Below are 24,999 nucleotides of genomic sequence, written 5' to 3' on the forward strand. Positions count from 1 at the left end.
GGGCTTCGGGGACGGGGTCGCGGTCGGTGTCGGGGGTGTCGTCCGTGTCGGGGGTGTCGTCGGTGTCGGGGGTGTCGTCGGTGCCGCCTCGGCCGGGGGCCGCGGACGGTACGCCGCAGCGGCGGCGGGGTGTGGCGGCGCTGGTGGCCGCCGCGGTGCTGCTGGTGCTCGCGGGAGGCGGGTACGGCGCGTACCTGGCGTGGGGGCCGGAGGAGCCGGGGCCGACGCCACCGACGGCGACGGCGTCCGGCGGGAGCGCGACCGGGGCCACCCAGGCGCCGCCCTCGTCGACCGCGCCGACCTCGCCGACCTCATCGGCCTCGGCGACCTCGCCGACCGGTTCGGCCGGTTCGTCGGCGACGGCCGCGCCGTCGGGGCCGAATGTCGTGCCCGAGGTCTTCCTCGGTACCTGGCGCGGGGACATGGTCACCCAGAAGGGGGTTCCCGCCGGCACCACCACCCTGGTCATCGGCCGGTCCGCGATCGGGCAGGAGGCCACCACCAGCCGCAACGAGCTGACCGGCCTGCTCTCGATCACCTGCGAGGGCGCCTGGACGCTCACCTCGGCCGAGCCGGAGAAACTGGTCTTCAGCTCCCGCCTCGTCCGCTCCTCGCTGCCCGGGGCGTGCACCGGCGGTGCCTACTCCGAGACGCTCACTCTGCAGAAGGACGGCACCGTCCGCTTCGGCTCCGCAGACCCCAACGCCGGGAACCCGTCCGGGACGCTGCGGCGGGCGGGCTGACGCAGGGCTCCGAGGGCCCTGGCGTAGGCTGATCCGGATGCGACGCGGTGCTGCGGCACGGAGTCGCCGCACGTCGTAGTACCTCGGAGCGGTCGGCACAGCCGAACGGCCCGGAGTACGCGAAGTACCGGTGGTACCGGAAGTACCGGATGTACCCGAGAGAGAGAAGGCCGCAAGGTGTCCGAGCTCGCAGCGACCACCCTCGATGCGCCCAGCACCGATCTGCAGGCCGTCCTCGACCGGGCCGCCGGCGGTGGCCGCATCAGCCCGGAGGAGGCGCTGGAGCTCTACCGCTCGGCCCCCCTGCACGCGCTCGGCTCGGCGGCCGACGCCGTGCGCCGCCGCCGCTACGCCGGTACCGAGCACATCGCGACGTACATCATCGAGCGCAACATCAACTACACCAACGTCTGCGTGACGGCGTGCAAGTTCTGCGCCTTCTACGTGCCGCCGAAGAGCGACAAGGGCTGGTCCCGCGACCTCGACGAGATCCTGCGCCGCTGCGCGGAGACCGTCGAGCTGGGCGGCACCCAGATCATGTTCCAGGGCGGCCACCACCCGGACTACGGCGTCGAGTACTACGAGCGCGCCTTCTCGGCGATCAAGGCGGACTTCCCGCAGCTGGTGATCCACTCGCTGGGCGCCTCCGAGGTCGACCACATGGCGCGGATCTCGGGCGTCTCGATCGAGGAGGCCATCACCCGGATCCACAAGGCGGGCCTGGACTCCTTCGCCGGTGCCGGGGCCGAACTGCTGCCCGAGCGCCCGCGCAAGGCGATCGCGCCGCTCAAGGAGTCGGGCGAGCGCTGGCTGGAGATCATGGAGGCCGCCCACAAGCTGGGCGTCGAGTCCACCTCCACCATGCTGATGGGCACCGGCGAGACCAACGCCGAGCGGATCGAGCACCTGCGGATGATCCGTGACGTGCAGGACCGCACCGGCGGCTTCCGCGCCTTCATCCCGTACACCTACCAGCCGCAGAACAACAAGCTCCAGGGTTCGACCCAGGCGACCGTCTTCGAGTACCTGCGGATGATCGCCATCGCCCGCCTGTTCCTCGACAACATCGCCCACATCCAGGGCTCCTGGCTGACCACCGGCAAGGAGGCCGGCCAGCTGTCGCTGCACTACGGCGCGGACGACCTCGGCTCGGTCATGCTGGAGGAGAACGTGGTCTCGGCGGCCGGCGCCAAGCACCGCTCCAACCTCACCGAGCTGATCCACCTGATCCGGGCCGCCGATCGCGTCCCCGCGCAGCGCTCGACCACCTACGAGCACCTGCGCGTGCTGGACGACCCGGCCAACGACCCGGTCGACCCGCGGGTCGCCTCGCACATCGCCTCCACCGCGATCGAGGGCGGCACGGCGCACCCCGAGCTGAAGATCCTCGACAACCGCTGAACGCTGGCTCCTGACTGCTGACTGCTGGCTGCTGACCGCCGACCGTTGACCCCTGACTGCTGCTGAGGCTCCCGCACCGCCGTGCTGACCCTGCACCGGGCCGCTCTAGTGCTGCCCGACCCGGCCGATCCCACCGCCCCGTCCCACGTCGACGGGGCGGTGCTGGTGCGTGACGGGCTGATCGAGGCGGTCGGCCCGTACGCGGAGCTGGCGGCGGCGCAGCCGACGGCCCGGGTCCGGGACTGGGGTGACGCGCTGCTCACCCCCGGGTTGCGGCACCCGGACGGGCACCGGCTGCTGGAACGGGCGTACCACCCCGACCCGCGCGAGGAACTCGGGGACGCGCCGGTGCCGGACGGCCTTGTGGGGGAGGCGGACGAGGCGCGGTGCGGGGCGAGCGCGCGGCGCGGGCTGCAGCGCATGCTCGGGTTCGGGGTGACGGCGGTGGCCGGGCCGTTCGAACGTGCCTCGGTACGGACGGCGGTTGCCCGTTCGGGGCTGGTCGCACTGCCGGGGGCGGGTTCTCCCGGGGCGGCGGGTGCGGAGGTGGCGGGCTCTCCTGGGCCGGCGGGCCTTCCGGGGGCGGTGTGGTCGCTGGATCCGCTGGTGGGGCTGCCGTTCGTCGAGGCCGTGCACGGTCGGCTGACGGTGGGCGGCCGGGCGGACTTCGCGGTGTTCGCCCCCGGCGCGGACGGTCCGCGGGCCGGTGGGTGCCGCGCGGCGGTGCTCGGGGGTCGGCTGGTGTTCCGGCGGCGCTGAGCGCTGCCCACTCCGTACACGTCCTCGTTCCCGCCCCGGTTCGCTGCCGGGCGCTTCTCGCGGCGCGTGTCACCTACTCGTCGGTAGGCGTGCGATTTTCTCCTGCCGAGCCGTACTCCCGTACGACACGCGGGACTTGCTTCGTGTGCCGTCGAACTTCGGCTCCGTCCTGGCGGCCTGATTCCCCCTTCGCCGTGACCTGAAGGCCCGCCAGCGGATAGCATCCGGCTCAGCTCAGTCCGTACCCTCACCACACTTCGCCCGTTCCCGCGGGCGGCGGGGCCCCGTCCCAGGCCCCGAACGCACGCCAGGACAGGAACCATGCGATCCGCGACCGTCCCCCCGCAGCAGTCCCCGCGGTTGGGCCGTGGCTGGTACATCACCGCCGTGCTCAGCGCCGTGCTGGCCGTCGGGATGTGCCTGCTGGGGTGGCGTCAGGCCGAGCAGGCCGACCGGATCGGAGCCCACCCGGTGCGGGTCGAGGGCCTGGTGACCCAGCTGCCGGGCGGCGGCGGCTCCTACAGCACCGTCAGCTACCAGGCCGGGGGCCAGCACCACACCGCCACCGCGCTGCCGCTGGCCGACGGCGCCAAGGTCGGCGACGGGGTCTGCCTGGAGCACGCGGCCGACGACCCGGGCGCGGTGCGGATCTGCGGTGACACCTATCCGCAGCCGGTCGGCGTCGGCCTGGCCCGGTTCAGTGTTCCGGTGGCGGTGCTGCTGTTCGCGGTCTGCATGCTGCGGATCCGGCGGCACCGGCGGGCGGTGGCCGTGCGGAGCGGGCAGAACCGGTTCGCCACCACGGTCGCCCTGGCGACCGGTGCGCTGGCCGACGGGATGCCCGCGATAACCCAGGGCAAGCGCTCGCGCCGTCGGCGCCGCTCGGGCGGACGACGCGCCCTGCACTGAGGGGGCGTGGGCGATCCGGTCCTGGGGGAGTCGAGTCCTGGAGCAGTCGAGTCCCGGGGGAGTCGAGTCCCGGGGGAGTCGAGTCCTGGGGTGGCCAGTGCCCGGCGTGGCCGGCGCCCGGGGGGCGTGAGGGTGCTCGTGTGCGCTCTCCGAGTGCTTCGAGAACGGGGCAACGGCGGGCCGGTGTCGTTCCCGGACTGTCCGGAAGGCGCCCCCTTGCCCGGATCGCCGGAGCCAGGGTGAACAATGGTGGCGTGACCCGAGCCTCCCTGGACAAGCAGCCGCACGAAGTCGCCGCCATGTTCGACGACGTCGCGGCCAAGTACGACCGCACCAACGACGTGCTCTCGCTCGGCCAGGCCCGCGCCTGGCGCCGCGCGGTGGCCGAGGCGGTGGACGCCGGACCGGGGGACGTCGTGCTCGACCTCGGGGCCGGCACCGGCACCTCCTCGCTCCCCTTCGCGGAGGCCGGGGCCAAGGTCGTCCCGTGCGACTTCTCGGTCGGCATGCTCGCCGAGGGCAAGCGCCGCCACCCCGAGCTGGCGCTGACCGCCGGGGACGCCACCCGGCTGCCGTTCGCCGACAACACCTTCGACTCGGTGACGATCTCCTTCGCGCTGCGCAACGTCCACGACACCGAGGCCGCGCTGAGCGAGATGTACCGGGTCACCAAGCCCGGCGGCAAGCTGGTCATCTGCGAGTTCTCCACGCCGACCTGGACGCCGTTCCGGACCGTCTACACCGAGTACCTGATGCGCGCGCTGCCCCCGGTCGCCACCGCGGTGAGCAGCAACCCGGACGCCTACGTCTACCTCGCCGAGTCCATCCGGGAGTGGCCCGACCAGCCCGCGCTGGCCGCCCGGCTCCAGGAGGTCGGCTGGTCCAAGGTGGCCTGGCGCAACCTGACCGGTGGGATCGTCGCCCTGCACCGGGCCCACAAGGTCTGATCGGTCGCCGGTCGCCGGCTGCCGGTAGGTCCGGCCGGTTCGGTTGGTCCGGTTGCCGGTCGGTCGGGCCCGTCGGCGCCTCCGCCGGGACCGGCCGAAGCGCCGTCCGCAGCTCATAGACTCGTCCAAGCCCAGCCGCGCCGGCCCCCGCCGGCCGGTCGACCCCCAGCAGGAGTGTGCCCACCGTGTCCGAGACCGTCGTTGACCTGAGCGCAGGCGTTGTGGAGAGCACCGCGGACGTCATCGTGGTCGGCGCGGGCCCGGCCGGGTCCACCACCGCGTACTACCTCGCGCAGGCCGGTCTGGACGTGCTGCTGCTGGAGAAGACCAGCTTCCCCCGGGAGAAGGTCTGCGGCGACGGCCTGACCCCGCGGGCCACCAAGCAGCTGGTGGACATGGGCATCGATGTGTCGACCGAGAACGGCTGGCTGCACAACAAGGGACTGCGGATCATCGGTGGCGGGATCCGGCTGGAGCTGGACTGGCCCGAGCTCTCGGCCTTCCCGGATTACGGTCTGGTCCGCAAGCGGGCCGACTTCGACGAGCTGCTCGTCCGTCAGGCGGTGAAGGCCGGGGCTCGGCTCTACGAGCGCTGCAACGTCAGCGGCCCGGTGCTGGACGAGCGGACCGGCCGGATCGTCGGAGTCACCGCCAAGCTCGGCGACGAGAAGCGGCCGGTGACCTTCCGCGCCCCGCTGGTCGTCGCGGCCGACGGCAACTCCACCCGGCTCTCGCTCGCCATGGGCCTGCACCGCCGCGAGGACCGCCCGATGGGCGTCGCCTACCGCACCTACTTCACCTCGCCGCGCCACGACGACGACTACCTGGAGTCCTGGCTGGAGCTGTGGGACACCCGGGCCGGGGAGCGCAAGCTGCTGCCCGGCTACGGCTGGGTCTTCGGCATGGGCGACGGCACCTCCAACGTCGGTCTCGGCATCCTCAACTCCTCGCCCGCCTTCGGTGAGCTCGACTGGCGCGAGGTCCTCAAGGCCTGGTGCGCGAGCATGCCGGAGGAGTGGGGCTACACCCCCGAGAACATGACCGACCCGATCCGGGGCGCCGCGCTGCCGATGGCCTTCAACCGGCAGCCGCACTACACCCGCGGCCTGCTGCTGGTCGGCGACGCGGGCGGCATGGTCAACCCGTTCAACGGCGAGGGCATCGCCTACGCGATGGAATCCGGTCAGATCGCCGCCGGGGTGATCGTCCAGGCCCACGCCCGGGTGACCGAGTCCGGCCGGGAGCGCGCGCTCCAGGCCTACCCGCGCATCCTCAAGGACGTCTACGGCGGCTACTACACGCTGGGCCGCGCCTTCGTGAAGCTCATCGGCAACCCGAAGGTCATGCAGCTCGCGACCCAGCGGGGGCTGACCCACCCGATCCTGATGAAGTTCGTCCTCAAGCTCCTCGCCAACCTCACCGACCCGCAGGGCGGCGACGCGATGGACCGCGTCATCAACGGCCTGGCCAAGGCCGCGCCCAACGCCTGACCGGAGCGGTGCCGGGCTGCCCGGTGGGCCGGGCGGCCCGGGCCGACCAGGCTGTCCGGGGGGGCCTACGGCTCGCGGCGGCTGGCCGCGGAGCGGTTCTCGACATACGCGAGGCGGTCGGCGAAGACCTGGGCGGCGTCGGGGGTGAGCGTGCGGAGGGCGACCAGCGCGGTGAAGACCACGTCGCAGAGCTCGTGCTGGACGTCCTCCCAGGTGTGGGTCACGCCCTTGCGCGGATTCTGACCGGTCGCACCGATCACGGCCGCGCTGACCTCGCCCACCTCCTCGGAGAGCTTGAGGATCCGGGCCAGCCGCTCCTCCTGCGGGGGGAGCGGGCTCTCCTCGTCGAGCCAGGCGACCATGTGGTCGACGCTTTCCCAGATCCTGCTGTCCATCGGCACGGCTCCCGTACGGCTCGCGGTCGTGCTGACCACCGTACGGGAGCCCGGCAGGCCCCGAAGGTGGCTCAGCGGGTGGAGATCTTCACATTGCGGATGTTCACGGGCAGGGTGGGGAAGCCGTCGCCGGGGTTGTTCTGGTCGTCCTCGCCGCCGGCGGCGATCTTCTGCAGGACGTCCAGGCCTGCGGTGATCCGGCCGAAGGGCGTGTAGGCGGGGGAGAGCTTGGTGTCCTTCCAGACGAAGAAGAACTGGCTGCCATTGGTGTTGGGGCCAGCGTTGGCCATCGCGACCGTGCCGGCGGGGTAGGTCGCGCCCTCCAGGTTCTCGTCCGGGAAGGAGTAGCCGGGGCCGCCGCTGCCGGTACCGGTCGGGTCGCCGCACTGCAGGACGAAGATCCGCTGGGTGGTCAGCCGGTGGCAGTGGCTGCGGTCGAAGTAGTCACGCTCGGCAAGGAAGCGGAACGAGAAGGTCGTGCAGGGCGCCTTGTCGGTGAGGGCCTGGAAGGTGATCGACCCCTGGGAGGTCTTCAGGGTCGCGCTGTAGGGCTTGGCGGCCTTCCGGGCGTCGAAGACCGGGATGCCCTTGAAGTTGTCGGCGGGAACCGCCGGGCTGTAGGTGCAGGTGGTGCCGGCCGCGCCGGTCCCGGCCCCGGTCGACGGGGTGTCCGCGACGGCGGTGCCGGTGCTCACCACGATCGGCAGAACGGTGGCTGCGGCGATCAACGCCCAGTGCTTCCGGGTCACTTGGCTGGCCTTCCGGTCCGTGGGGGACAACTTCATTGTCATGGCGACATCATCCACGCCGGGGTGGAGATCCGGTAGGGGTCGGTGGGAAGGGTTCGGTGGGCGGGGTTGGACAGGCAGGGAGCGGCAGGAGCGACGTGGCAGGGGCGGGGCGAAAGCCGTTGATCGGGAACGGCACGGTGCGCGAGGATGACGGGCGCCTGCTCAACCCCGGGATCCGTCCGACGACGTGCGCGACTCTCGTGTGCCGCTTCCGTTCGTCCTGAGAGGGTCCCGCCCATGCGCGCATCGTCCTCCGTCCTTCTGCGTGATCTGCCGGTACTGCTGGTGGCGGTGGTGTGGGGGTCGAGCTTCCTGGCCGTGCAGCGGGTGGCCGATCCGGACACGGTGGTGGCGATGCTGGTCCTGCGGTTCGGTCTGGTCCTGCCCGTGCTCGGGCTGTTCGCCTGGCGGGCGCTGCGGCGACTGCGGCGCGCCGAGTGGCTGGGTGGAGCCGCCCTCGGGCTGGTGCTCGGTGCGATCTTCCTCCTGGAGACCTTCGGCGCGGTGCACACCTCGGCGACCAACGCGGGCCTGATCATCAGTCTCACGATCGTGTTCACCCCGCTCGCGGAGAGTGCGCTCGCCCGGACGCCGCTGCCGCGACCCTTCCTCGCGGCAGCCGGTCTGGCGGTGGTGGGCATCGCCCTGCTGACCGGTGAGGGTGGGCTGCGGGCCCCTTCGGCCGGGGACCTGCTGGTGCTGGGCGCCGCCGTTGTGCGGACGGTCAATGTGCTGGCCACCGCCCGCGTCCGGGCGATCCGGGAGACCGACACGCTGGCCGTGACCTGGGTCCAACTGGCGACCGCGACGCTGGTGTTCGCCGCTGTCGCACCGTTCGTCGGCCCGCTGCCCTGGACGGTCGCGGCCGCCTACGGGCCGGCCCAGTGGGGCTGGCTGCTCCACCTGACGCTGCTCTGCACGCTGTTCGCGTTCTTCGTGCAGATGTGGGCCGTCCGCACCACCTCGCCCTCCCGGGTCAGCCTGCTGCTGGGTACCGAACCGCTGTGGGCGGCGGTGTTCGGCATCACCCTGGCCGGCAACCACCTCGGACCGCTCGCCCTGCTGGGCGGCGCCCTCGTCCTGGTCGGCACCGAGTGGGGCCGCCGGGCCGCCTCGGTGCCGCGCCGGGAGGTCGAGCCGGTGGAGCGGGTGTCCGCCCCGGCGTGACCGTGGGCCCGGCCTCCTGCGCGGGCGGTCCCGCTCCCGGCCGTCGTCGGCCTGGTCATCGGCGCCGCCCCAGGGTGCGGCGGGCGTAGGCGAAGGTGACTGCGGCGACCAGCGGCCCCCAGGCGAGCATGGGCAGGTAGCAGAGGGTCATGACCACAGCGGCGAGCCCCTGAGGAGCCTCGGGATCGCTCAACTGGTCGGCCCAGCCACCGAACAGTGAGCTCGCCCCGATGTAGGTCAGCACGGCCGAGCCGATCGCGGCGGGGACGATCGCGGCGAGCGGTCGGACGGCGCGGCCGCCGATCAGCGGGATCCAGGACGGGACCACCTCGCCCCAGGGCCGGACCAGCCCCACGGTGAGGAAGGCCAGGAACTCGGCCAGTCCGCTCAGCGTGACGAGGTATGCGGTGCCCCAGCCGGGGGTGTTGTTCTCGAACACCTCGGCCAGCTCCCCGCTGAAGCCGACCGGGATTCCGACGCCGAGGGCGAGCCGCCAGAGCCCGGACGGCACGGTGGTCCAGACGGTGGCCCTGGCGGCCAGCTCGGCCCAGCGGGGGGTGCCGTCCGGACGGACGGCGCGCTTGCGGGCGGCCCGGGGCGTGGCGGCGGTCGTGCCCGGGGTGCTCGTGCCGGGGCCGACTCCGATGCCTGCGACGGGTGCGGTGGTGGACATGGTGACCGACTCCTTCCCGGCCGGCCCTCGTGGCCGGTCCGACGGGATCAAGACTGGCCGTCGGACCGGGACTGCCATCAGTGCCGATCGGGCTGTTTTGGCTGCTCGAATCGGGTGCGGAAATGTGCCGATCGGCACAGGCGGAGATCTCCGAGGATCCGTAGGCTGCTCGCAGAAAGGAGGCGATGATGAGTCAGATGCTGGCATTGGCCGCCCCGGCGGCGGTTCTCTGCGGGTGGTTCCTGCGTTCCCGGTTCGGGATCGCAGCGGTGTGCTTCGCGGTCGCCGTGGTGTCGATCGGGGCCACGTCCGGAGCCTGGGCCGCCGGCCGCTGGGCCGAGTCGGAGCGCTGGACGGGCCTGGTCGGCATGCTCGAACTCGCCTCCCTGCTGGCGCTGGTGGTCCTGACGCTGCGGGCCGAGGGCGGGCGGCGCGGAGCCGTCGCGGTCTGGACGATCGGCGGCGCGGTCGCGCTCTGGCCGTCCCGGTTCCAGGACGCGTCCGGCGCGGTGGGCGCGCTGACGCTCTTCGGCTTCGGTTCGGTCCTCACGCTGCCGCCCGTCCTGATCGGGCTCTACCTGCGCGGGCTGGACGAGGGCCGGCGGCGCTCGGTGGCTGCGGCGAGGCGCGCCCAGCGACTCGAACTCGCCCACGACCTGCACGACTTCGTCGCCCATGACGTCAGCGGCATGGTCGCCCAGGCGCAGGCGGGCACGGTGCTGGCGGCCATCGACCCGGTGCGGGCCGCGGCTCTGTTCGAGCGGATAGAGCAGGCCGGGTTGCAGGCACTGGCCTCGCTCGACCGGACGGTCCACCTGCTGCGCAGCGAGGACGGGGACGAGGACGGCCCGGAGCGTGCCCCGCAGCCCGGCCTGGTCGAACTGGCGGAGCTCACCGAGCGGTTCACGGACTCGGGTGATGTGGTGGTGCGACTGGACGCTCCGGCCGAGGAGCCGGCGGTTCCCCGGGAGGTGGCGGCCACCGCGTACCGGATCGTGGTCGAGGCCCTGACGAATGTGCGGCGGCATGCTCCCGCAGCCCGCGTGGTCGACGTCCGGGTGCGGAGCGAGGCGCGGCGATTGACGGTACGGGTCCGGGACGACGGCGGTGGGGCTTCGCCGTCGTCCGGGTCGAGGCGAGGCGGGGGCGGCAGCGGGCTGGCAGGTCTGGCCGCCCGGGTGGAGGCCTTGGGTGGCACGTTGAGCGCCGGCCGCGAGGGCAACGGTTGGCAGGTGGCGGTCACCATGCCCTTGAAGGTCGGCTAGCGGCCCCGGTGCCGGGGGAGGCCCGCACCGCCTCGGGGGCGGGAGCAGCACGGCCGCAATGGCGGAACCGACAGGTGGGACAGGAACGGCAGACGCGGGACAGACGCCCTGCCGGGGAACGGAAGGAGGGTCGGTCGATGAGCATCCGGGTGCTCCTTGCCGACGACGACGAGGCGATCCGCAGCGCGTACCGGATCATCCTCGACGCACAGCCCGACATCGAGGTGGTCGACGAGGCCGCGGACGGTGAGGTCGCGGTCGCCCTGGCCGAGCGGCTGCGTCCGGACGTGATCCTCGCCGATATCCGGATGCCCAGGTTGGACGGTCTGGAGCTGACCCGGCGGCTGGGCGGGGAGTTCCGGGTGGTCGTGGTGACCACCTTCGATCTGGACGAATACGTGCACGAGGCGCTCCGCGCCGGGGCGGCAGGCTTCCTGCTCAAGCGCTCGGGGCCCGCGCTGCTCGCGGAGGCGGTCCGGTCCGCGGTGGCGGGGGACGCCTTGATCAGCCCGCAGATCACCGTCCGCCTGCTCCGCCAACTCTCCACGGGCAGCAGCGGGAGCGGCATCGGAGGAGGCATCGGAAGCGGCAGCACCGGCGGTGCCGCAGGCCAAGGGGAGCGGCGCCCCCTGGGCGGACGGATCGCGGAGAGCGAGCGGGTCGGCCCGGTCGAGGAGCTCACCGCACGGGAGAAGGAGATCGCGAGGCTCGTCGCGGACGGCGCCACCAATGGCGAGATCGCGGAGCAACTGTTCATCAGCGCCGGCACGGTGAAGAACCACCTGGCCTCGGTCCAGCGAAAGCTCGGCGCGCGCAATCGGGTCGGCATCGCCGCCTGGGCCTGGGAGAGCGGAGCCTGAGCCAGTCCGTCCCGTCGGGGTACCGCTGGGACGCAGCCCGGCCCACGGTCGGGCCGTACCCCCGGTCCACACCCGGCAGGTGACCCGACCCACGGCCGGGGCAGGCACCCCAATCCGCCACCGAGAGGCGCCCCGGTCCGCCACCGAGAGGCGCCCCGGTCCGCCACCGAGAGGCGCCCCGGTCCGCCACCGAGAGGCGCCCCGGTCCACCACCGAGAGGCGCCCCGGTCCACCGCCGGGAGACGCTCCGGCCTGCGCTCGGCGCGCTTGTGAACGAAGGGTCAAGCGGGCGTTCGCGGGGCCGCCACCCCTGAGGGTGAGCCGCTATAACACGTCAACATGACGCCCGGAAATTTGCCTTCCGCTAGACGAAGTTGATATAGGACTACGGCCCTGACCAGCCGCTTCGCAGATAAATGCGACTGCTTGTGACCATTTGACTTCTTTGCGTTGACAACTCTCGTCATGCTCACCTTCATCACGATTCACAAGGTGGCGGAGATCACAAAGATCGTCTTGAACTGCGTGTCGCAGATCACAAGCCGACGGGCATAGGATGCGCTCGTTCCAGGCTTTGTGAACTGCCTCACATGGGGTGGATCCCGGGAACTGGAACGCCGGGTTCACCACAGTGTGACCCGACGGTTCCGATCTGCAGTCAAGGACGACTGGACGGAGGGAGCGGGGGCTATGAATGCCTACGCGCCGATCCTCGTACTCGGTGCCATCGCGGCGGCGTTCGCGGTCGGCTCCGTCGTGATGGCCTCACTGACCGGGCCCAAGCGTTACAACCGGGCCAAGTTGGAGGCGTACGAGTGCGGCATCGAGCCGACCCCGCAGCCCGTGGGCGGCGGTCGGTTCCCGATCAAGTACTACCTGACGGCGATGCTCTTCATCGTCTTCGACATCGAGATCGTCTTTCTCTATCCGTGGGCGGTGAGTTTCGACGCCCTGGGGATCTTCGGACTGGTCGAGATGCTCCTGTTCATCGCCACTGTCTTCGTCGCGTACGCCTACGTCTGGCGTCGCGGCGGCCTGGAGTGGGACTGAGTCGGGGGAGGGGCCGGGCACCGGGCGTCCGTCGGACCTTGTGAACGGGCGGACAAGCCCGGGCGAGCGGACCGGCCCGAACGAGCGGACAGGCCCGAACGGGTGGGCGAACCACAGGACTTGAGGGCATTGAGAGGGATCTGATGGGAATCGAGGAGAAGCTGCCGAGCGGCTTTCTGCTCACGACCGTGGAGACAGCGGCCGGCTGGGTACGTAAGGCATCGCTCTTCCCGGCCACCTTCGGGCTGGCCTGCTGCGCGATCGAGATGATGACCACCGGCGCGGGTCGCTACGACCTGGCGCGCTTCGGCATGGAGGTGTTCCGGGGCTCGCCCCGGCAGGCCGATCTGATGATCGTGGCGGGCCGGGTGAGCCAGAAGATGGCCCCGGTGCTGCGCCAGGTCTACGACCAGATGGCCAACCCCAAGTGGGTCATCTCGATGGGCGTCTGCGCCTCCTCGGGCGGGATGTTCAACAACTACGCGATCGTGCAGGGCGTCGACCACATCGTCCCGGTGGACATCTACCTGCCCGGCTGTCCGCCGCGTCCGGAGATGCTGATGGACGCGATCCTGAAGCTGCACGACAAGATCCAGCACGAGCCGCTCGGCGTGAACAAGCGCCGTGCCGAGGAGTTGGGCGAGGCGCTCGCGCTGCAGGCCACCCCGGTGAGCGAGATGCGGGGGCTGCTGCGATGAACGACCAGGTACCCGAGACCCGCCGCGAGCAGCCGCGCCGCGAGATCCCGGTCGAGGTGGTCGACCGCCGGCAGGGCATGTTCGGTGCCCAGGGCAGCGGCGACACCTCCGGCTTCGGCGGCCTGGTCGCCCCGGTCGTCCTGCCGGGCGCCAGCGAGCGCCCGTACGGCGGCTGGTTCGACGAGGTCGCCGACGAGTTGGAGGGCGCCCTGGAGGAGCAGGGCCTCGACCCGGCCGAGGTGATCGAGAAGACCGTCGTCGACCGCGCCGAGCTCACCTTCCGGATCGCCCGCGAGCACCTCCTCCGCACCGCGCGCACCCTGCGCGACGACCCGGCGCTGCGGTTCGAGCTCTGCCTCGGCGTGAGCGGTGTGCACTACCCGGGCGACAAGGGCCGCGAACTGCACGCGGTCTACCACCTGCGCTCGATCACCCACGGTCGGCTGATCCGGCTGGAGGTCACCGCGCCGGACGCGGATCCGCGCATCCCGTCCGTGGTGAGCGTCTATCCCACCAACGACTGGCACGAGCGCGAGGCCTACGACTTCTTCGGCCTGGTCTTCGAGGGGCACCCGGCCCTCACCCGGATCATGATGCCGGACGACTGGCTGGGACACCCGCAGCGCAAGGACTACCCGCTCGGCGGCATCCCCGTCGAGTACAAGGGCGCCCAGATCCCGGCGCCCGACCAGCGGAGGTCGTACAGCTGATGAACACCCAGCACTACGAGGAGACGAACCAGGGCGGCACGGCCGAGGCGGGCGCCCGGGAAACCACCGAGGGCCGGGTCTTCACGGTCACCGGCGGCGACTGGGGCGAGGTGGTCGACGCCGTCGCCCGGGCCGACGACGAGCGCATCATCGTCAACATGGGCCCCCAGCACCCCTCCACCCACGGGGTGTTGCGGCTGATCCTGGAGATCGACGGCGAGACGGTGACGGAGGCCCGCTGCGGCATCGGCTACCTCCACACCGGCATCGAGAAGAACATGGAGTTCCGCAGCTGGGTCCAGGGCACCACCTTCGTGACCCGCATGGACTACCTGACCCCGCTGTTCAACGAGACCGCCTACTGCCTGGCGGTCGAGAAGCTGCTCGGCATCACCGACGACATCCCGGAGCGGGCCGACGTCATCCGGGTGCTGATGATGGAGCTCAACCGGATCTCCTCCCACCTGGTCTGCCTGGCCACCGGTGGCATGGAGATCGGCTCCACCACCCTGATGATCTACGGCTTCCGCGACCGCGAGCTGATCCTGGACGTCTTCGAGCTGGTCACCGGTCTGCGGATGAACCACGCCTACGTCCGCCCGGGCGGCCTCGCCCAGGACCTCCCGCCCGGCGCGGTCGACCAGATCCGCGAGGCCGTGAAGACCATCCGCTCCCGGATGCACGAGTACGACAAACTCGCCACCGGCAACCCGGTGTTCAAGGCCCGCCTGGTCGACGTCGGCTTCCTCGACCTGCCCGGCTGCCTCGCCCTCGGCGCCACCGGTCCCATCCTGCGCGCCACCGGCCTGCCGCACGACCTGCGCAAGACCGACCCGTACTGCGGCTACGAGAACTACGACTTCGAGGTCGCGGTCGCGGACGGCGCCGACTCCTACGGCCGCTTCCTGATCCGGCTGGAGGAGATGAAGCAGTCCCTGCGGATCGTCGAGCAGTGCCTGGACCGGCTGCGCCCCGGTCCGGTCATGGTGGCGGACAAGAAGATCGCCTGGCCGGCCCAACTCGCGGTCGGCCCGGACGGCATGGGCAACTCCCTCGACCACATCCGGAAGATCATGGGCACCTCCATGGAGGCCCTGATCCACCACTTCAAGCTGGTCACCGAGGGCTTCCGGGTCCCGGTCGGCCAGGCCTACGCGGCGGTCGAGTCGCCCAAGGGCGAGCTGGGCGTGCACGTGGTCAGTGACGGCGGGACCCGCCCGTACCGGGTCCACTTCCGGGACCCGTCGTTCACGAATCTGCAGACGATGGCGGCGATGTGCGAGGGCGGCCAGGTGGCCGACGTCATCGTCTCGGTGGCCGGGATCGACCCGGTGATGGGAGGCGTGGACCGGTGACAGACGTCCAACTGGGGATGCCGGCGCTGCCGGCCAGGCCGTACCCCGAGGAGGTGCACGCCCGGCTGGCCGCCGACGCCGCGGAGCTGATCGGCCGCTACCCGGTGGCCCGGTCCGCGCTGCTGCCGCTGCTGCACCTGGTGCAGGCCGAGGAGGGCTTCGTCAGCGCGACCGGCATCCGGTTCTGCGCCGAGCAACTGGACCTCACCACCGCCGAGGTCACCGCCGTCGCCACGTTCTACACCATGTACCGGCGCCGGCCCGCGGGCGAGTACCACGTCGGGGTCTGCACCAACACCCTGTGCGCGGTGCTCGGCGGCGACCAGATCTTCGCCGAGCTCCAGGAGCACCTCGGGATCGCGAACAACGAGACCACCGAGGACGGCCGGATCTCGATCGAGCACATCGAGTGCAACGCCGCCTGCGACTACGCGCCGGTGGTGATGGTCAACTGGGAGTTCTTCGACAACCAGACGCCGGAGAGCGCCAAGCTGCTGGTCGACGACCTGCGCGCGGGCCGTGAGGCCGTCCCCACCCGTGGCGCCCGGCTCTGCTCCTTCAAGGAGTCCGCCCGGATCCTGGCCGGCTTCCCCGACGAGCGCCCCGGCGCCGTCGACGAGTCGGGCGCGGGCGGCGCCGCCTCGCTGGCCGGTCTGCGGCTGGCCCGCGGCGAGGCCCTGCCCGGCACCGGCGGCACCCGCGTCGTCTCCCCCCGCCACGAGGGCGCACGCCACGAGGGCGGGTCCGCCGAGGGCACCGGCCAGGAAGGGACCGAAGCGTGATGACCTCCGCCGAGCCGGCCGAGAAGCTGCTCACCCCCGTGCTGTCGGCGTTCTGGGACGACAACCGCCCCTGGACGCTCGCCACCTACCGCCGCCACGCCGGCTACGAGGGCCTCAAGGCCGCCCTCGCGATGCCCCCGGACGACGTGATCGCCCTGGTCAAGGACTCCGGTCTGCGCGGCCGCGGCGGCGCAGGCTTCCCCACCGGCCTGAAGTGGCAGTTCATCCCGCAGAACGACGGCAAGCCGCACTACCTGGTGGTCAACGCGGACGAGTCCGAGCCGGGCACCTGCAAGGACATCCCGCTGCTGTTCGCCAACCCGCACTCGCTGATCGAGGGCATGATCATCGCGTCCTACGCGATCCGCTGCGACCACGCCTTCATCTATCTGCGCGGCGAGGTCGTCCCGGTGCTGCGCCGGCTCCAGGCCGCCGTCGCCGAGGCCTACGAGGCCGGGCTGCTCGGCCGGAACATCCTCGGCTCCGGACTCGACCTGGACATCACCGTGCACGCCGGCGCCGGCGCCTACATCTGCGGCGAGGAGACGGCGCTGCTGGACTCGCTGGAGGGACGCCGGGGCCAGCCCAGGCTGCGCCCGCCGTTCCCGGCCATCGCCGGCCTCTACGCCTGCCCGACCGTGGTGAACAACGTCGAGTCGATCGCCTCGGTGCCGCCGATCCTGGCCCGCGGCAAGGAGTGGTTCAAGAGCCTGGGCACCGAGAAGTCCCCCGGCTTCACGCTCTACTCGCTCTCCGGCCACGTCACCAACCCCGGCCAGTACGAGGCCCCGCTCGGCATCACCCTGCGCCAGCTGCTCGACATCAGCGGTGGCGTCCGGGCCGGCCACCAGCTCAAGTTCTGGACCCCGGGCGGCTCCTCCACCCCGATGTTCACCGCCGAGCACCTCGATGTCCCGCTGGACTACGAGGGCGTCGGCGCGGCCGGCTCGATGCTCGGCACCAAGGCCCTGCAGATCTTCGACGAGACGACCTGCGTGGTCCGCGCGGTCACCCGCTGGACCGAGTTCTACGCCCACGAGTCCTGCGGCAAGTGCACCCCCTGCCGCGAGGGCACCTACTGGCTGGTCCAGCTGCTCAAGCGGATCGAGGCCGGACAGGGCGTCGAGGGCGACCTGGAGAAGCTCCTCGACATCGCCGACAACATCAACGGCAAGTCCTTCTGCGCCCTGGGCGACGGCGCGGCCAGCCCGATCGTCTCCTCGCTCCAGTACTTCCGGGCCGAGTACGAGCAGCACCTCGCCGAGCGCCGCTGCCCGTTCGACCCGGCCGCCTCCACCGTCTGGGCCGACGGCCCCCGCCCCGGCCACCAGTCCGCCACCGAAAGGGAGGTGCACGCGTGACGATCACAGAGCCATCCACCTCCATGGGCGACAAGGCCGCGGTCGAGCTGGTCACGCTCACCATCGACGGCGTCGAAGTGCAGGTCCCCAAGGGGACCCTGGTGATCAGGGCCGCCGAGCAGATCGGCACCCAGATCCCGCGCTTCTGCGACCACCCGCTGCTCGACCCGGCCGGCGCCTGCCGGCAGTGCATCGTCGAGATCGAGGGCCAGCGCAAGCCGGTCGCCTCCTGCACCATCCCGGTCGCCGAGGGCATGGTGGTGCGCACCCAACTCAGCTCGCCGGTCGCGGAGAAGGCCCAGCGCGGCGTGATGGAGCTGCTGCTGATCAACCACCCGCTGGACTGCCCGGTCTGCGACAAGGGCGGCGAGTGCCCGCTGCAGAACCAGGCGATGTCCACCGGTGACACGGACTCCCGCTTCGAGGGGATGAAGCGCACCTACGAGAAGCCGGTGCCGATCAGCAGCCAGGTGCTGCTGGACCGCGAGCGCTGCGTGCTCTGCGCCCGCTGCACGCGGTTCTCCCAGCAGATCGCCGGGGACCCGTTCATCGACCTGGTCGAGCGCGGAGCCCTCCAGCAGGTCGGCACCGGCGAGGGCGACGACTTCGAGTCGTACTTCTCCGGCAACACCATCCAGATCTGCCCGGTCGGCGCCCTCACCTCGGCGGCCTACCGTTTCCGCTCCCGCCCGTTCGACCTGACCTCCTCGCCGAGCGTCTGCGAGCACTGCTCCTCCGGCTGCGCCCAGCGCACCGACCACCGCCGCGGCAAGGTGCTGCGCCGGCTGGCCGGTGAGGATCCGGCGGTCAACGAGGAGTGGAACTGCGACAAGGGCCGGTTCGCCTTCCGCTACGCCCAGCAGCGGGACCGGATCACCACCCCGCTGGTCCGGCGGGACGGCGAACTCGTCGCCGCCTCCTGGCCGGAGGCGCTGGCCCGGGCCGCCGAGGGGCTGCGCGGGACCCGCGCCGGAGTGCTCACCGGCGGCCGGGTCACGGTCGAGGACGCCTACGCGTACGCCAAGTTCGCCCGGGTGGTGCTCGGCACCAACGACGTGGACTTCAGGGCCCGCCCGCACAGCGGCGAGGAGGCGGACTTCCTGGCCGCCGCCGTGGCCGGCCAGGGCGTCGACATCGGCGGCAGCCCCTTCGGCTACGAGGAGCTGGAGGCCGCCCCGGCGGTCCTGCTGCTGGCCCTGGAGCCCGAGGAGGAGTCGCCGATCGTCTTCCTGCGGCTGCGCAAGGCCAACCGGAGCCACGGCCTCACGGTCTTCTCGATCGCCCCGCACGCCTCCCGGGGCCTGGCCAAGCTGCACGGTTCGCTGCTGCCGGCCGCCCCCGGCACCGAGGCCGAGTGGCTGGCCGCGCTCGCCGCCGACGAGCCGCTCAACGACGACGCCGGCCGCGCCGCCGAACTGCTCCGCACCCCCGGTGCGGTGATCCTGGTCGGCGAGCGGGCGGCCGCCGCCCCCGGCGCGCTCACCGCCGCACTGCGGCTGTCGCACGCCACCGGCGCCCGGCTGGCCTGGATCCCCCGCCGGGCCGGCGAACGCGGCGCGGTCGAGGCCGGCGCGCTGCCCGGCCTGCTGCCCGGCGGCCGTCCGGTCGCCGCCCCGGCCGCCCGGGCCGAGACCGCCGCCGTCTGGGGCGTTCCCGAGATCCCGGGCCGACCCGGTCGGGACACCGAGGAGATCTTCGACGCGGCCTTCGGCGGCGAACTCGGCGCGCTGCTGGTCGGCGGCCTCGACCCGGAGGACCTCGCCGACCCGGCGCGGGCCGAGCAGGCGCTGGCCGCAGTCCCGTTCGTGGTGTCGCTGGAGCTGCGCCCGTCCGCCGTCACGGCCCACGCCGACGTGGTGCTGCCGGTGGCCGCGGTCGCCGAGAAGGCCGGCACCTTCCTGGACTGGGAGGGCCGGGTGCGGATGTTCGAGGCCGCGCTCAAGCCGGACCAGCAGATGGGCCGCCACCTGCACCCGGACCTGCGGGTGCTGAACATGCTCGCGGACGCCCTGGGCCACCGGCTCGGCCTGCCCGACGTCCGCGCCGCCCGGCAGGAGCTGGACCGGTTCCTGCCCTGGACGGGCGACCGTCCGGCCGCGCCGGCCGCCCACCCCGGCCTGCTGCCCCGCCCGGCCACCGGCCAGGCGGTCCTGGCCGGCTGGCGGCTGCTGCTCGACCGGGGCTCGCTCCAGCAGGGCGACCCGCACCTGGCCGGCACCCGGCACCCCGCGGTCGCCCGGGTCTCGCCGACCACCGCGGCGGAGATCGGCGCCGCGACCGCGCCCGCGCTGCGGCTGACCGGCCCGGCCGGCTCGCTCACCCTGCCGCTGGAGATCTCCAAGGAGATGCCGGACCGCACGGTCTGGATCCCGCTCAACTCCACTCCGGGCGGCGCCTACCGGACGCTCGGCACCACCATCGGCCACCTGGTCACCATCGCCGCCGCCGAGGCCACCGCGCCGGCCGGTACGGCCGGGCCCGAGGAGGAGGAGGAGAAGTGACCCCGAACCCGCACCCGCTCGCCGGACACGGCCCGGCCGCTCTGGCCGAGCTCGCCGCGAACGAGACGCTCGGCTTCTTCGGCCGGGACCCGTGGTGGCTGGTCCTGCTGAAGGCGGTGTTCTGCTTCGGCTTCCTGGTCGGCACGGTCCTCGTGGCGATCGTCTGGGAGCGCAAGGTGGTGGCCTGGATGCAGCTGCGCATCGGGCCCAACCGGCACGGCCCCTGGGGCCTGCTGCAGTCGCTCGCCGACGGCGTGAAGCTGGCGCTCAAGGAAGACCTGGTGGTCACGGGCGCCGACAAGGTGGTCTACATCCTGGCCCCGATCGTCTGCGCGATCCCGGCGTTCATGGCCTTCGCGGTGATCCCCTTCGGCCCGGCCGGCGACGAGATCTCGATCTTCGGCACCCGGACGCCGATGCAGCTGACCGACTTCCCGGTGGCGCTGCTCTACATCCTGGCCACCGCCTCGGTCGGCATCTACGGCATCGTGCTGGCGGGCTGGTCCTCCGGCTCGACCTACCCGCTGCTCGGCGGGATCCGCTCCTCGGCCCAGATGATCAGCTACGAGATCGCGATGGGCCTGTCCTTCGCGGCGGTCTTCATCTACTCCGGCTCGATGTCCACCTCGGAGATCGTCTCCTCGCAGCAGCCGACCTGGTTCGCGGTACTGCTGCCGGTGTCGTTCATCGTCTACATCGTCGCGATGGTCGGTGAGACCAACCGCGCGCCGTTCGACCTCCCGGAGGCCGAGGGCGAGCTGGTCGGCGGCTTCAACACCGAGTACTCCTCGCTGAAGTTCGCGATGTTCATGCTGGCCGAGTACGTCAACATGGTCACCGTCTCGGCGGTCGCCTCCACCCTGTTCCTGGGCGGGTGGCGGGCCCCGTGGCCGGTCTCCACGTTCTGGGAGGGCGCCAACCACGGCTGGTGGCCGCTGCTCTGGATCACCCTCAAGATCCAGCTGCTGCTGTTCTTCTTCATCTGGCTGCGCGGCACCCTGCCCCGGTTCCGCTACGACCAGTTCATGAAGCTCGGCTGGAAGGTGCTGATCCCGGTCTCGCTTGCCTGGCTGGTGATGGTGGCCAGCGTCCGGGCCCTGCGCAACGAGGGCTACGGCTTCGGGGAGGTGGTGCTGTACGTCGGCGCCCCGGTCGGCGCGCTGCTGCTGCTCGGCCTGCTGCGGGACGTCCTGAAGCGCAAGCCGGAGCCCGGACCCGAGGCGCCGCACGGGGAGTTCGACCCGATGGCCGGCGGCTACCCGGTGCCCCCGCTGCCCGGCCAGCAGCTCCCGCCGGTCCCGCGCCGGCGCAGCCGCGCCCCGAAGCAACTGCAGGACGCCCTCAACGGGGCCGACCATTCCGAAGGGAGCTGAACCGAGATGTCGTCCGACCAGAACGCCCGGAACGACCGGCCCGAGCGGGCCGACAAGCCGTCCATCCTCGGACCGGCCGCCGGCTTCGGCGTGACCTTCAAGGCCATGTTCAAGAAGCGGCTCACCGAGCAGTACCCGGAGCAGAAGAAGCCCACCGCCCCGCGCTTCCACGGCCGCCACCAGCTGAACCGGCACCCGGACGGCCTGGAGAAGTGCATCGGCTGCGAGCTGTGCGCCTGGGCCTGCCCGGCCGACGCGATCTACGTCGAGGGCGCGGACAACCGCGAGGACGAGCGCTACTCGCCCGGTGAGCGGTACGGGGCGGTGTACCAGATCAACTACGCCCGCTGCATCCTGTGCGGGCTCTGCATCGAGGCCTGCCCGACCCGCGCGCTCACCATGACCAACGAGTACGAGCTCGCGGACTCCTCCCGCCAGGACCTCATCTTCACCAAGGAGCAGCTGCTGGTCGGCCTCTCCGAGGGCATGGTCGACAGCCCGCACTCGATCTTCCCCGGCGCCGACGAGGGCGCCTACTACCGGGGCGAGATCACCGCGGCGGCGCCGGGCACGGTCCGTCAGGAGCCCACCGACCGGGAGAAGGAGGCCCAGTCGTGAGCGCCGCCACCTCGCTGAACCTCGCGGCCGTGACGGGCGCGACCTCCACCGGTGAGGCCGTCCAGTTCTGGGTGCTCGCGGTGATCGCCGTCGGGGGCGCGCTCGGGACGCTGCTGATGCGCAAGGCGGTGCACAGTGCGCTCTGCCTGGCCGCCACCATGCTCGCCCTGGCGGTCTGTTACATGGCCCAGGGCGCGGTGTTCCTGGGTGTGGTGCAGATCGTGGTCTACACCGGCGCGATCATGATGCTCTTCCTGTTCGTGGTGATGCTGGTCGGCGTGACCAGCGCGGACTCGCTGAAGGAGCAGCTGAAGGGCCAGCGGTTCGCCGCCGCGCTCTGCGGCCTCGGCTTCGGCGTGCTGATGGTCGCCGGGATCGCCAACGCCAAGCTGGACACCTTCGCCGGTCTCGGCGAGGCCAATGCCGAGGGCAATGTCCAGGGCCTGGCCCGACTGATCTTCACCAAGTACGTGTGGGCCTTCGAGGTCACCGGGGCGCTGCTGATCACGGCCGCGATCGGGGCCATGGTGCTGACCCACCGCGAGCACGTGAAGGCCCCGAAGACCCAGCGCGAGCTGGCCGCCCAGCGGGTCGCCGACAACATCCAGGTCCCGCCGCTGCCCGCGCCCGGCATCTACGCCCGGCACAACGCGGTGGACATCCCGGCGCTGCTGCCGGACGGCTCGATCGCCGAGGACTCGGTGATGGCGACCCTGCGCGAGCGCGGCCAGATCCGGGACGTCAGCCAGGAGATGCTGGCCCGGATGGCCGAGCTGGAGTCCACCACCGCCGACTGGCTGGGCCGCCCGCCGTCCGAGCGCCCGCCGGTGACCGGTCCGCGCAAGGCCCTGGAGCCGGTGGCCGCCAACCACCCGGCGCCGGCGAACCGCCCGACGTCCGACCACGACGAGGAGGGGGCGGAGTGAATCCGGTCAACTACCTCTATCTCTCCGCCCTGTTGTTCACCATCGGCGCCTCAGGCGTGCTGATCCGGCGGAACGCGATCGTCCTGTTCATGTGTGTCGAGCTGATGCTGAACGCCTCCAACCTGGCGCTGGTCACCTTCTCCCGGATGCACGGGAACCTCGACGGCCAGATCATCGCGTTCTTCACCATGGTGGTGGCGGCGGCCGAGGTCGTGGTCGGCCTCGCGATCATCGTCTCGATCTTCCGGACCAGGCATTCCGCTTCGGTCGACGACAGCAACCTGATGAAGCTGTAGGCGGAGGACCTCGGTGAACTCTCTCATTCCCCTGCTGGTCGCGGCCCCGCTGGCCGGCGCCGTCCTGCTGCTGCTCGGCGGCCGGGCCTTCGACCGCCTCGGCCACTGGCTGGCCACCGCGCTCGCCGCGCTCTCCTTCGGCTTCGGCCTCGCGCTGTTCTCGGACATGCTGGGCCGGGACGCGGAGGACCGTGCCCTGACCAAGCACCTGTTCAGCTGGATCCCGGTGAACGGCTTCCAGGCCGACATCTCCTTCCGGCTCGACCAGCTCTCGATGACCTTCGTCCTGCTGATCACCGGCGTCGGCACCCTGATCCACCTCTACTCGGTGGGCTACATGGCGCACGACGAGCGCCGGCGCCGCTTCTTCGCCTATCTGAACCTCTTCCTGGCGGCCATGCTGCTGCTGGTGGTGGCCGACAACTACCTGCTGCTGTACTTCGGCTGGGAGGGCGTGGGTCTCGCCTCCTACCTGCTGATCGGCTTCTGGCAGCACAAGCCGAGCGCCGCCACCGCCGCCAAGAAGGCGTTCATCGTCAACCGCGTCGGCGACATGGGCCTGTCCATCGCGATCATGCTGATGTTCGTCGAGTTCGGCTCCTTCGCCTTCGAGCCGGTGTTCGGCGCCGCCGGCAGCGCGAGCGAGGGCAAGCTGACCGCGATCGGCCTGATGCTGCTGCTCGCCGCCTGCGGCAAGTCCGCGCAGGTGCCGCTGCAGTCCTGGCTCGGGGACGCGATGGAGGGCCCGACCCCGGTCTCCGCGCTGATCCACGCGGCCACCATGGTCACCGCCGGCGTCTACCTGATCACCCGCTCCGGAGCGATCTTCAACCTGGCACCGGACGCCCAGACCGCCGTGGTGGTGGTCGGCGCGGTCACCCTGCTCTTCGGTGCGATCGTCGGTTGCGCCAAGGACGACATCAAGAAGGCGCTGGCCGGCTCGACCATGTCGCAGATCGGCTACATGATCCTCGCGGCCGGGCTCGGCCCGATCGGCTACGCCTTCGCCATCATGCACCTGGTGACCCACGGCTTCTTCAAGGCCGGGCTCTTCCTCGGTGCCGGGTCGGTCATGCACGGCATGAACGACGAGGTGAACATGCGTCACTACGGCGGCCTGCGGAAGTACATGCCGGTCACCTTCGTCACCTTCGGCCTCGGCTACCTGGCCATCATCGGCTTCCCCGGCCTGTCCGGCTTCTTCTCCAAGGACAAGATCATCGAGGCGGCCTTCGCCAAGGGCGGCACCGAGGGCTGGATCCTCGGCCTGTGCACCCTGATCGGCGCCGCCGTCACCGCGTTCTACATGACCCGGGTGATGATCCTGACCTTCTTCGGCGAGAAGCGCTGGCAGCCGGACGCCGAGGGCCACGACCCGCACCCGCACGAGTCGCCGAAGACCATGACCGTCCCGATGATCGTGCTGGCCTTCGGATCGGTCTTCGCCGGCGGGCTGTTCGCCTTCCACGAGTCGTTCCTCACCTGGCTGGAGCCGGTCACCGGGTACGAGGAGGGCAACTCCCCGCTCACCCCGCTGGTGGTCACCCTGCTCACCACCGCCTGCATGCTGGTCGGCGTCGCGCTCTCGTACCTCATGTACGGCCGCTCCGCCGTCCCGGTGGTGCCGCCGTACGGCTCCCCGCTCACCCGGGCCGCCCGCCGGGACCTCCTCCAGGACGACTTCAACCACGCCGTCCTGGTCCGCCCCGGTTCGGCGCTGGCCGCGGCGCTGGTCTACTTCGACAGCCGCGGCCTGGACGGTTTCGTCAACGGCCTGGCGGCCACCATCGGCGGCGTCTCCAGCCGGCTGCGGCGGATCCAGAACGGCTACGTCCGCACGTACGCGCTCTCCATGTTCGGCGGCACGCTGGTGCTGGTCGCCACGACTCTCCTGATGAGGTCCGTCTGATGCACCCGGATTACACACAT

24 protein-coding genes and 1 pseudogene are annotated in these 24,999 nt (G+C 71.6%); 21 read left to right on the forward strand and 4 right to left on the reverse strand.

The features are described from left to right. Window positions 1-430: pseudogene (locus ADK60_RS32395) on the reverse strand (hypothetical protein); the annotation flags it as partial. Between ADK60_RS32395 and ADK60_RS44055 the strand changes: the two are divergent. The 6 genes from ADK60_RS44055 to ADK60_RS32425 all read left to right on the forward strand — a co-directional run bounded on the left by ADK60_RS44055 (window position 423) and on the right by ADK60_RS32425 (window position 6,249). After that, window positions 423-743: a hypothetical protein gene (locus ADK60_RS44055; RefSeq protein ID WP_053650559.1), complete on the forward strand. Its 321-nt coding sequence runs from the start codon at window positions 423-425 to the stop codon at window positions 741-743. The pseudogene ADK60_RS32395 and the gene ADK60_RS44055 overlap by 8 nt on opposite strands. A 177-nt stretch (window positions 744-920) precedes the next feature. Next, window positions 921-2,144 carry a cyclic dehypoxanthinyl futalosine synthase gene (mqnC, locus tag ADK60_RS32405; RefSeq protein ID WP_045937610.1) on the forward strand — a complete coding sequence of 408 codons (1,224 nt, stop codon included), beginning with the start codon at window positions 921-923 and terminating at the stop codon, window positions 2,142-2,144. Window positions 2,145-2,225: 81 nt separating this feature from the next. Further along, complete coding sequence (locus ADK60_RS32410) at window positions 2,226-2,903, forward strand: amidohydrolase family protein (RefSeq protein ID WP_053650560.1); 678 nt, start codon at window positions 2,226-2,228, stop codon at window positions 2,901-2,903. Window positions 2,904-3,224: 321 nt separating this feature from the next. Next, on the forward strand, window positions 3,225-3,812 hold the full coding sequence (locus tag ADK60_RS44060) for a hypothetical protein (RefSeq protein ID WP_045937608.1): 588 nt from the start codon (window positions 3,225-3,227) through the stop codon (window positions 3,810-3,812). 254 nt (window positions 3,813-4,066) lie between these two features. Beyond that, entirely contained in the window at window positions 4,067-4,759 is a 693-nt protein-coding gene (locus ADK60_RS32420) for a demethylmenaquinone methyltransferase (protein WP_053650561.1), read from the forward strand. Between the two features lie 206 nt (window positions 4,760-4,965). After that, window positions 4,966-6,249 (forward strand): geranylgeranyl reductase family protein, encoded by a 1,284-nt coding sequence (locus tag ADK60_RS32425; RefSeq protein WP_053650577.1) that lies wholly within the window; start codon window positions 4,966-4,968, stop codon window positions 6,247-6,249. Window positions 6,250-6,314: 65 nt separating this feature from the next. On the opposite strand, the gene ADK60_RS32430 is transcribed toward ADK60_RS32425, so the two are convergent. Then, on the reverse strand, window positions 6,315-6,644 hold the full coding sequence (locus ADK60_RS32430; RefSeq protein ID WP_045937607.1) for a MazG-like family protein: 330 nt from the start codon (window positions 6,642-6,644) through the stop codon (window positions 6,315-6,317). Between the two features lie 71 nt (window positions 6,645-6,715). Beyond that, window positions 6,716-7,435 carry a peptidylprolyl isomerase gene (locus tag ADK60_RS32435; RefSeq protein WP_234371397.1) on the reverse strand — a complete coding sequence of 240 codons (720 nt, stop codon included), beginning with the start codon at window positions 7,433-7,435 and terminating at the stop codon, window positions 6,716-6,718. A 237-nt stretch (window positions 7,436-7,672) separates the two neighbouring features. Between ADK60_RS32435 and ADK60_RS32440 the strand changes: the two genes are divergently transcribed. After that, window positions 7,673-8,602 carry a DMT family transporter gene (locus tag ADK60_RS32440; RefSeq protein ID WP_053650562.1) on the forward strand — a complete coding sequence of 310 codons (930 nt, stop codon included), beginning with the start codon at window positions 7,673-7,675 and terminating at the stop codon, window positions 8,600-8,602. Window positions 8,603-8,657: 55 nt separating this feature from the next. On the opposite strand, the gene ADK60_RS32445 is transcribed toward ADK60_RS32440, so the two are convergent. After that, on the reverse strand, window positions 8,658-9,275 hold the full coding sequence (locus ADK60_RS32445; RefSeq protein ID WP_234371398.1) for a hypothetical protein: 618 nt from the start codon (window positions 9,273-9,275) through the stop codon (window positions 8,658-8,660). A 188-nt stretch (window positions 9,276-9,463) separates the two neighbouring features. Between ADK60_RS32445 and ADK60_RS32450 the strand changes: the two genes are divergently transcribed. The 14 genes from ADK60_RS32450 to nuoL all read left to right on the forward strand — a co-directional run bounded on the left by ADK60_RS32450 (window position 9,464) and on the right by nuoL (window position 24,979). Next, complete coding sequence (locus ADK60_RS32450; protein WP_159400685.1) at window positions 9,464-10,540, forward strand: sensor histidine kinase; 1,077 nt, start codon at window positions 9,464-9,466, stop codon at window positions 10,538-10,540. A 137-nt stretch (window positions 10,541-10,677) separates the two neighbouring features. After that, a complete protein-coding gene (locus ADK60_RS32455; protein ID WP_053650564.1) occupies window positions 10,678-11,400 on the forward strand; it encodes a response regulator in 723 nt (240 codons plus the stop codon). A 690-nt stretch (window positions 11,401-12,090) separates the two neighbouring features. Next, window positions 12,091-12,450 (forward strand): NADH-quinone oxidoreductase subunit A, encoded by a 360-nt coding sequence (locus ADK60_RS32460; RefSeq protein WP_014137597.1) that lies wholly within the window; start codon window positions 12,091-12,093, stop codon window positions 12,448-12,450. A gap of 143 nt (window positions 12,451-12,593) precedes the next feature. Next, on the forward strand, window positions 12,594-13,148 hold the full coding sequence (locus ADK60_RS32465) for a NuoB/complex I 20 kDa subunit family protein (RefSeq protein WP_030300882.1): 555 nt from the start codon (window positions 12,594-12,596) through the stop codon (window positions 13,146-13,148). Continuing rightward, a complete protein-coding gene (locus tag ADK60_RS32470) occupies window positions 13,145-13,858 on the forward strand; it encodes an NADH-quinone oxidoreductase subunit C (protein ID WP_045937604.1) in 714 nt (237 codons plus the stop codon). The genes ADK60_RS32465 and ADK60_RS32470 overlap by 4 nt, the downstream gene beginning before the upstream one ends. Beyond that, window positions 13,858-15,213 (forward strand): NADH-quinone oxidoreductase subunit D, encoded by a 1,356-nt coding sequence (locus tag ADK60_RS32475; protein WP_045937603.1) that lies wholly within the window; start codon window positions 13,858-13,860, stop codon window positions 15,211-15,213. The genes ADK60_RS32470 and ADK60_RS32475 overlap by 1 nt, the downstream gene beginning before the upstream one ends. 17 nt (window positions 15,214-15,230) lie before the next feature. Beyond that, the gene (gene nuoE / locus ADK60_RS32480) at window positions 15,231-15,995 is read left to right on the forward strand and encodes an NADH-quinone oxidoreductase subunit NuoE (RefSeq protein ID WP_045937602.1); all 765 of its coding nucleotides are present in this window, start codon (window positions 15,231-15,233) and stop codon (window positions 15,993-15,995) included. Then, complete coding sequence (gene nuoF / locus ADK60_RS32485) at window positions 15,995-17,356, forward strand: NADH-quinone oxidoreductase subunit NuoF (protein WP_053650565.1); 1,362 nt, start codon at window positions 15,995-15,997, stop codon at window positions 17,354-17,356. Before nuoE ends, nuoF begins: the two co-directional genes overlap by 1 nt. 23 nt (window positions 17,357-17,379) lie before the next feature. Further along, window positions 17,380-19,857, forward strand: coding sequence for an NADH-quinone oxidoreductase subunit G (locus tag ADK60_RS32490; protein WP_107094775.1), 2,478 nt, complete (start codon window positions 17,380-17,382; stop codon window positions 19,855-19,857). After that, window positions 19,854-21,230 (forward strand): NADH-quinone oxidoreductase subunit NuoH, encoded by a 1,377-nt coding sequence (nuoH, locus tag ADK60_RS32495; protein WP_199839806.1) that lies wholly within the window; start codon window positions 19,854-19,856, stop codon window positions 21,228-21,230. The genes ADK60_RS32490 and nuoH overlap by 4 nt, the downstream gene beginning before the upstream one ends. 6 nt (window positions 21,231-21,236) lie before the next feature. After that, window positions 21,237-21,848, forward strand: coding sequence for an NADH-quinone oxidoreductase subunit NuoI (nuoI, locus tag ADK60_RS32500; RefSeq protein ID WP_063772381.1), 612 nt, complete (start codon window positions 21,237-21,239; stop codon window positions 21,846-21,848). Then, window positions 21,845-22,774, forward strand: a complete 930-nt coding sequence (locus ADK60_RS32505) for an NADH-quinone oxidoreductase subunit J (protein ID WP_502687469.1) — start codon at window positions 21,845-21,847, stop codon at window positions 22,772-22,774. The genes nuoI and ADK60_RS32505 overlap by 4 nt, the downstream gene beginning before the upstream one ends. Further along, window positions 22,771-23,070 carry an NADH-quinone oxidoreductase subunit NuoK gene (gene nuoK, locus ADK60_RS32510; protein WP_030300898.1) on the forward strand — a complete coding sequence of 100 codons (300 nt, stop codon included), beginning with the start codon at window positions 22,771-22,773 and terminating at the stop codon, window positions 23,068-23,070. The genes ADK60_RS32505 and nuoK overlap by 4 nt, the downstream gene beginning before the upstream one ends. 13 nt (window positions 23,071-23,083) lie before the next feature. Next, complete coding sequence (nuoL, locus tag ADK60_RS32515; protein WP_045937599.1) at window positions 23,084-24,979, forward strand: NADH-quinone oxidoreductase subunit L; 1,896 nt, start codon at window positions 23,084-23,086, stop codon at window positions 24,977-24,979. Window positions 24,980-24,999 lie beyond the last annotated feature (20 nt).

The organism is Streptomyces sp. XY431 (genome assembly GCF_001279805.1).
Classification (GTDB): Bacteria; Actinomycetota; Actinomycetes; order Streptomycetales; family Streptomycetaceae; genus Kitasatospora; species Kitasatospora purpeofusca.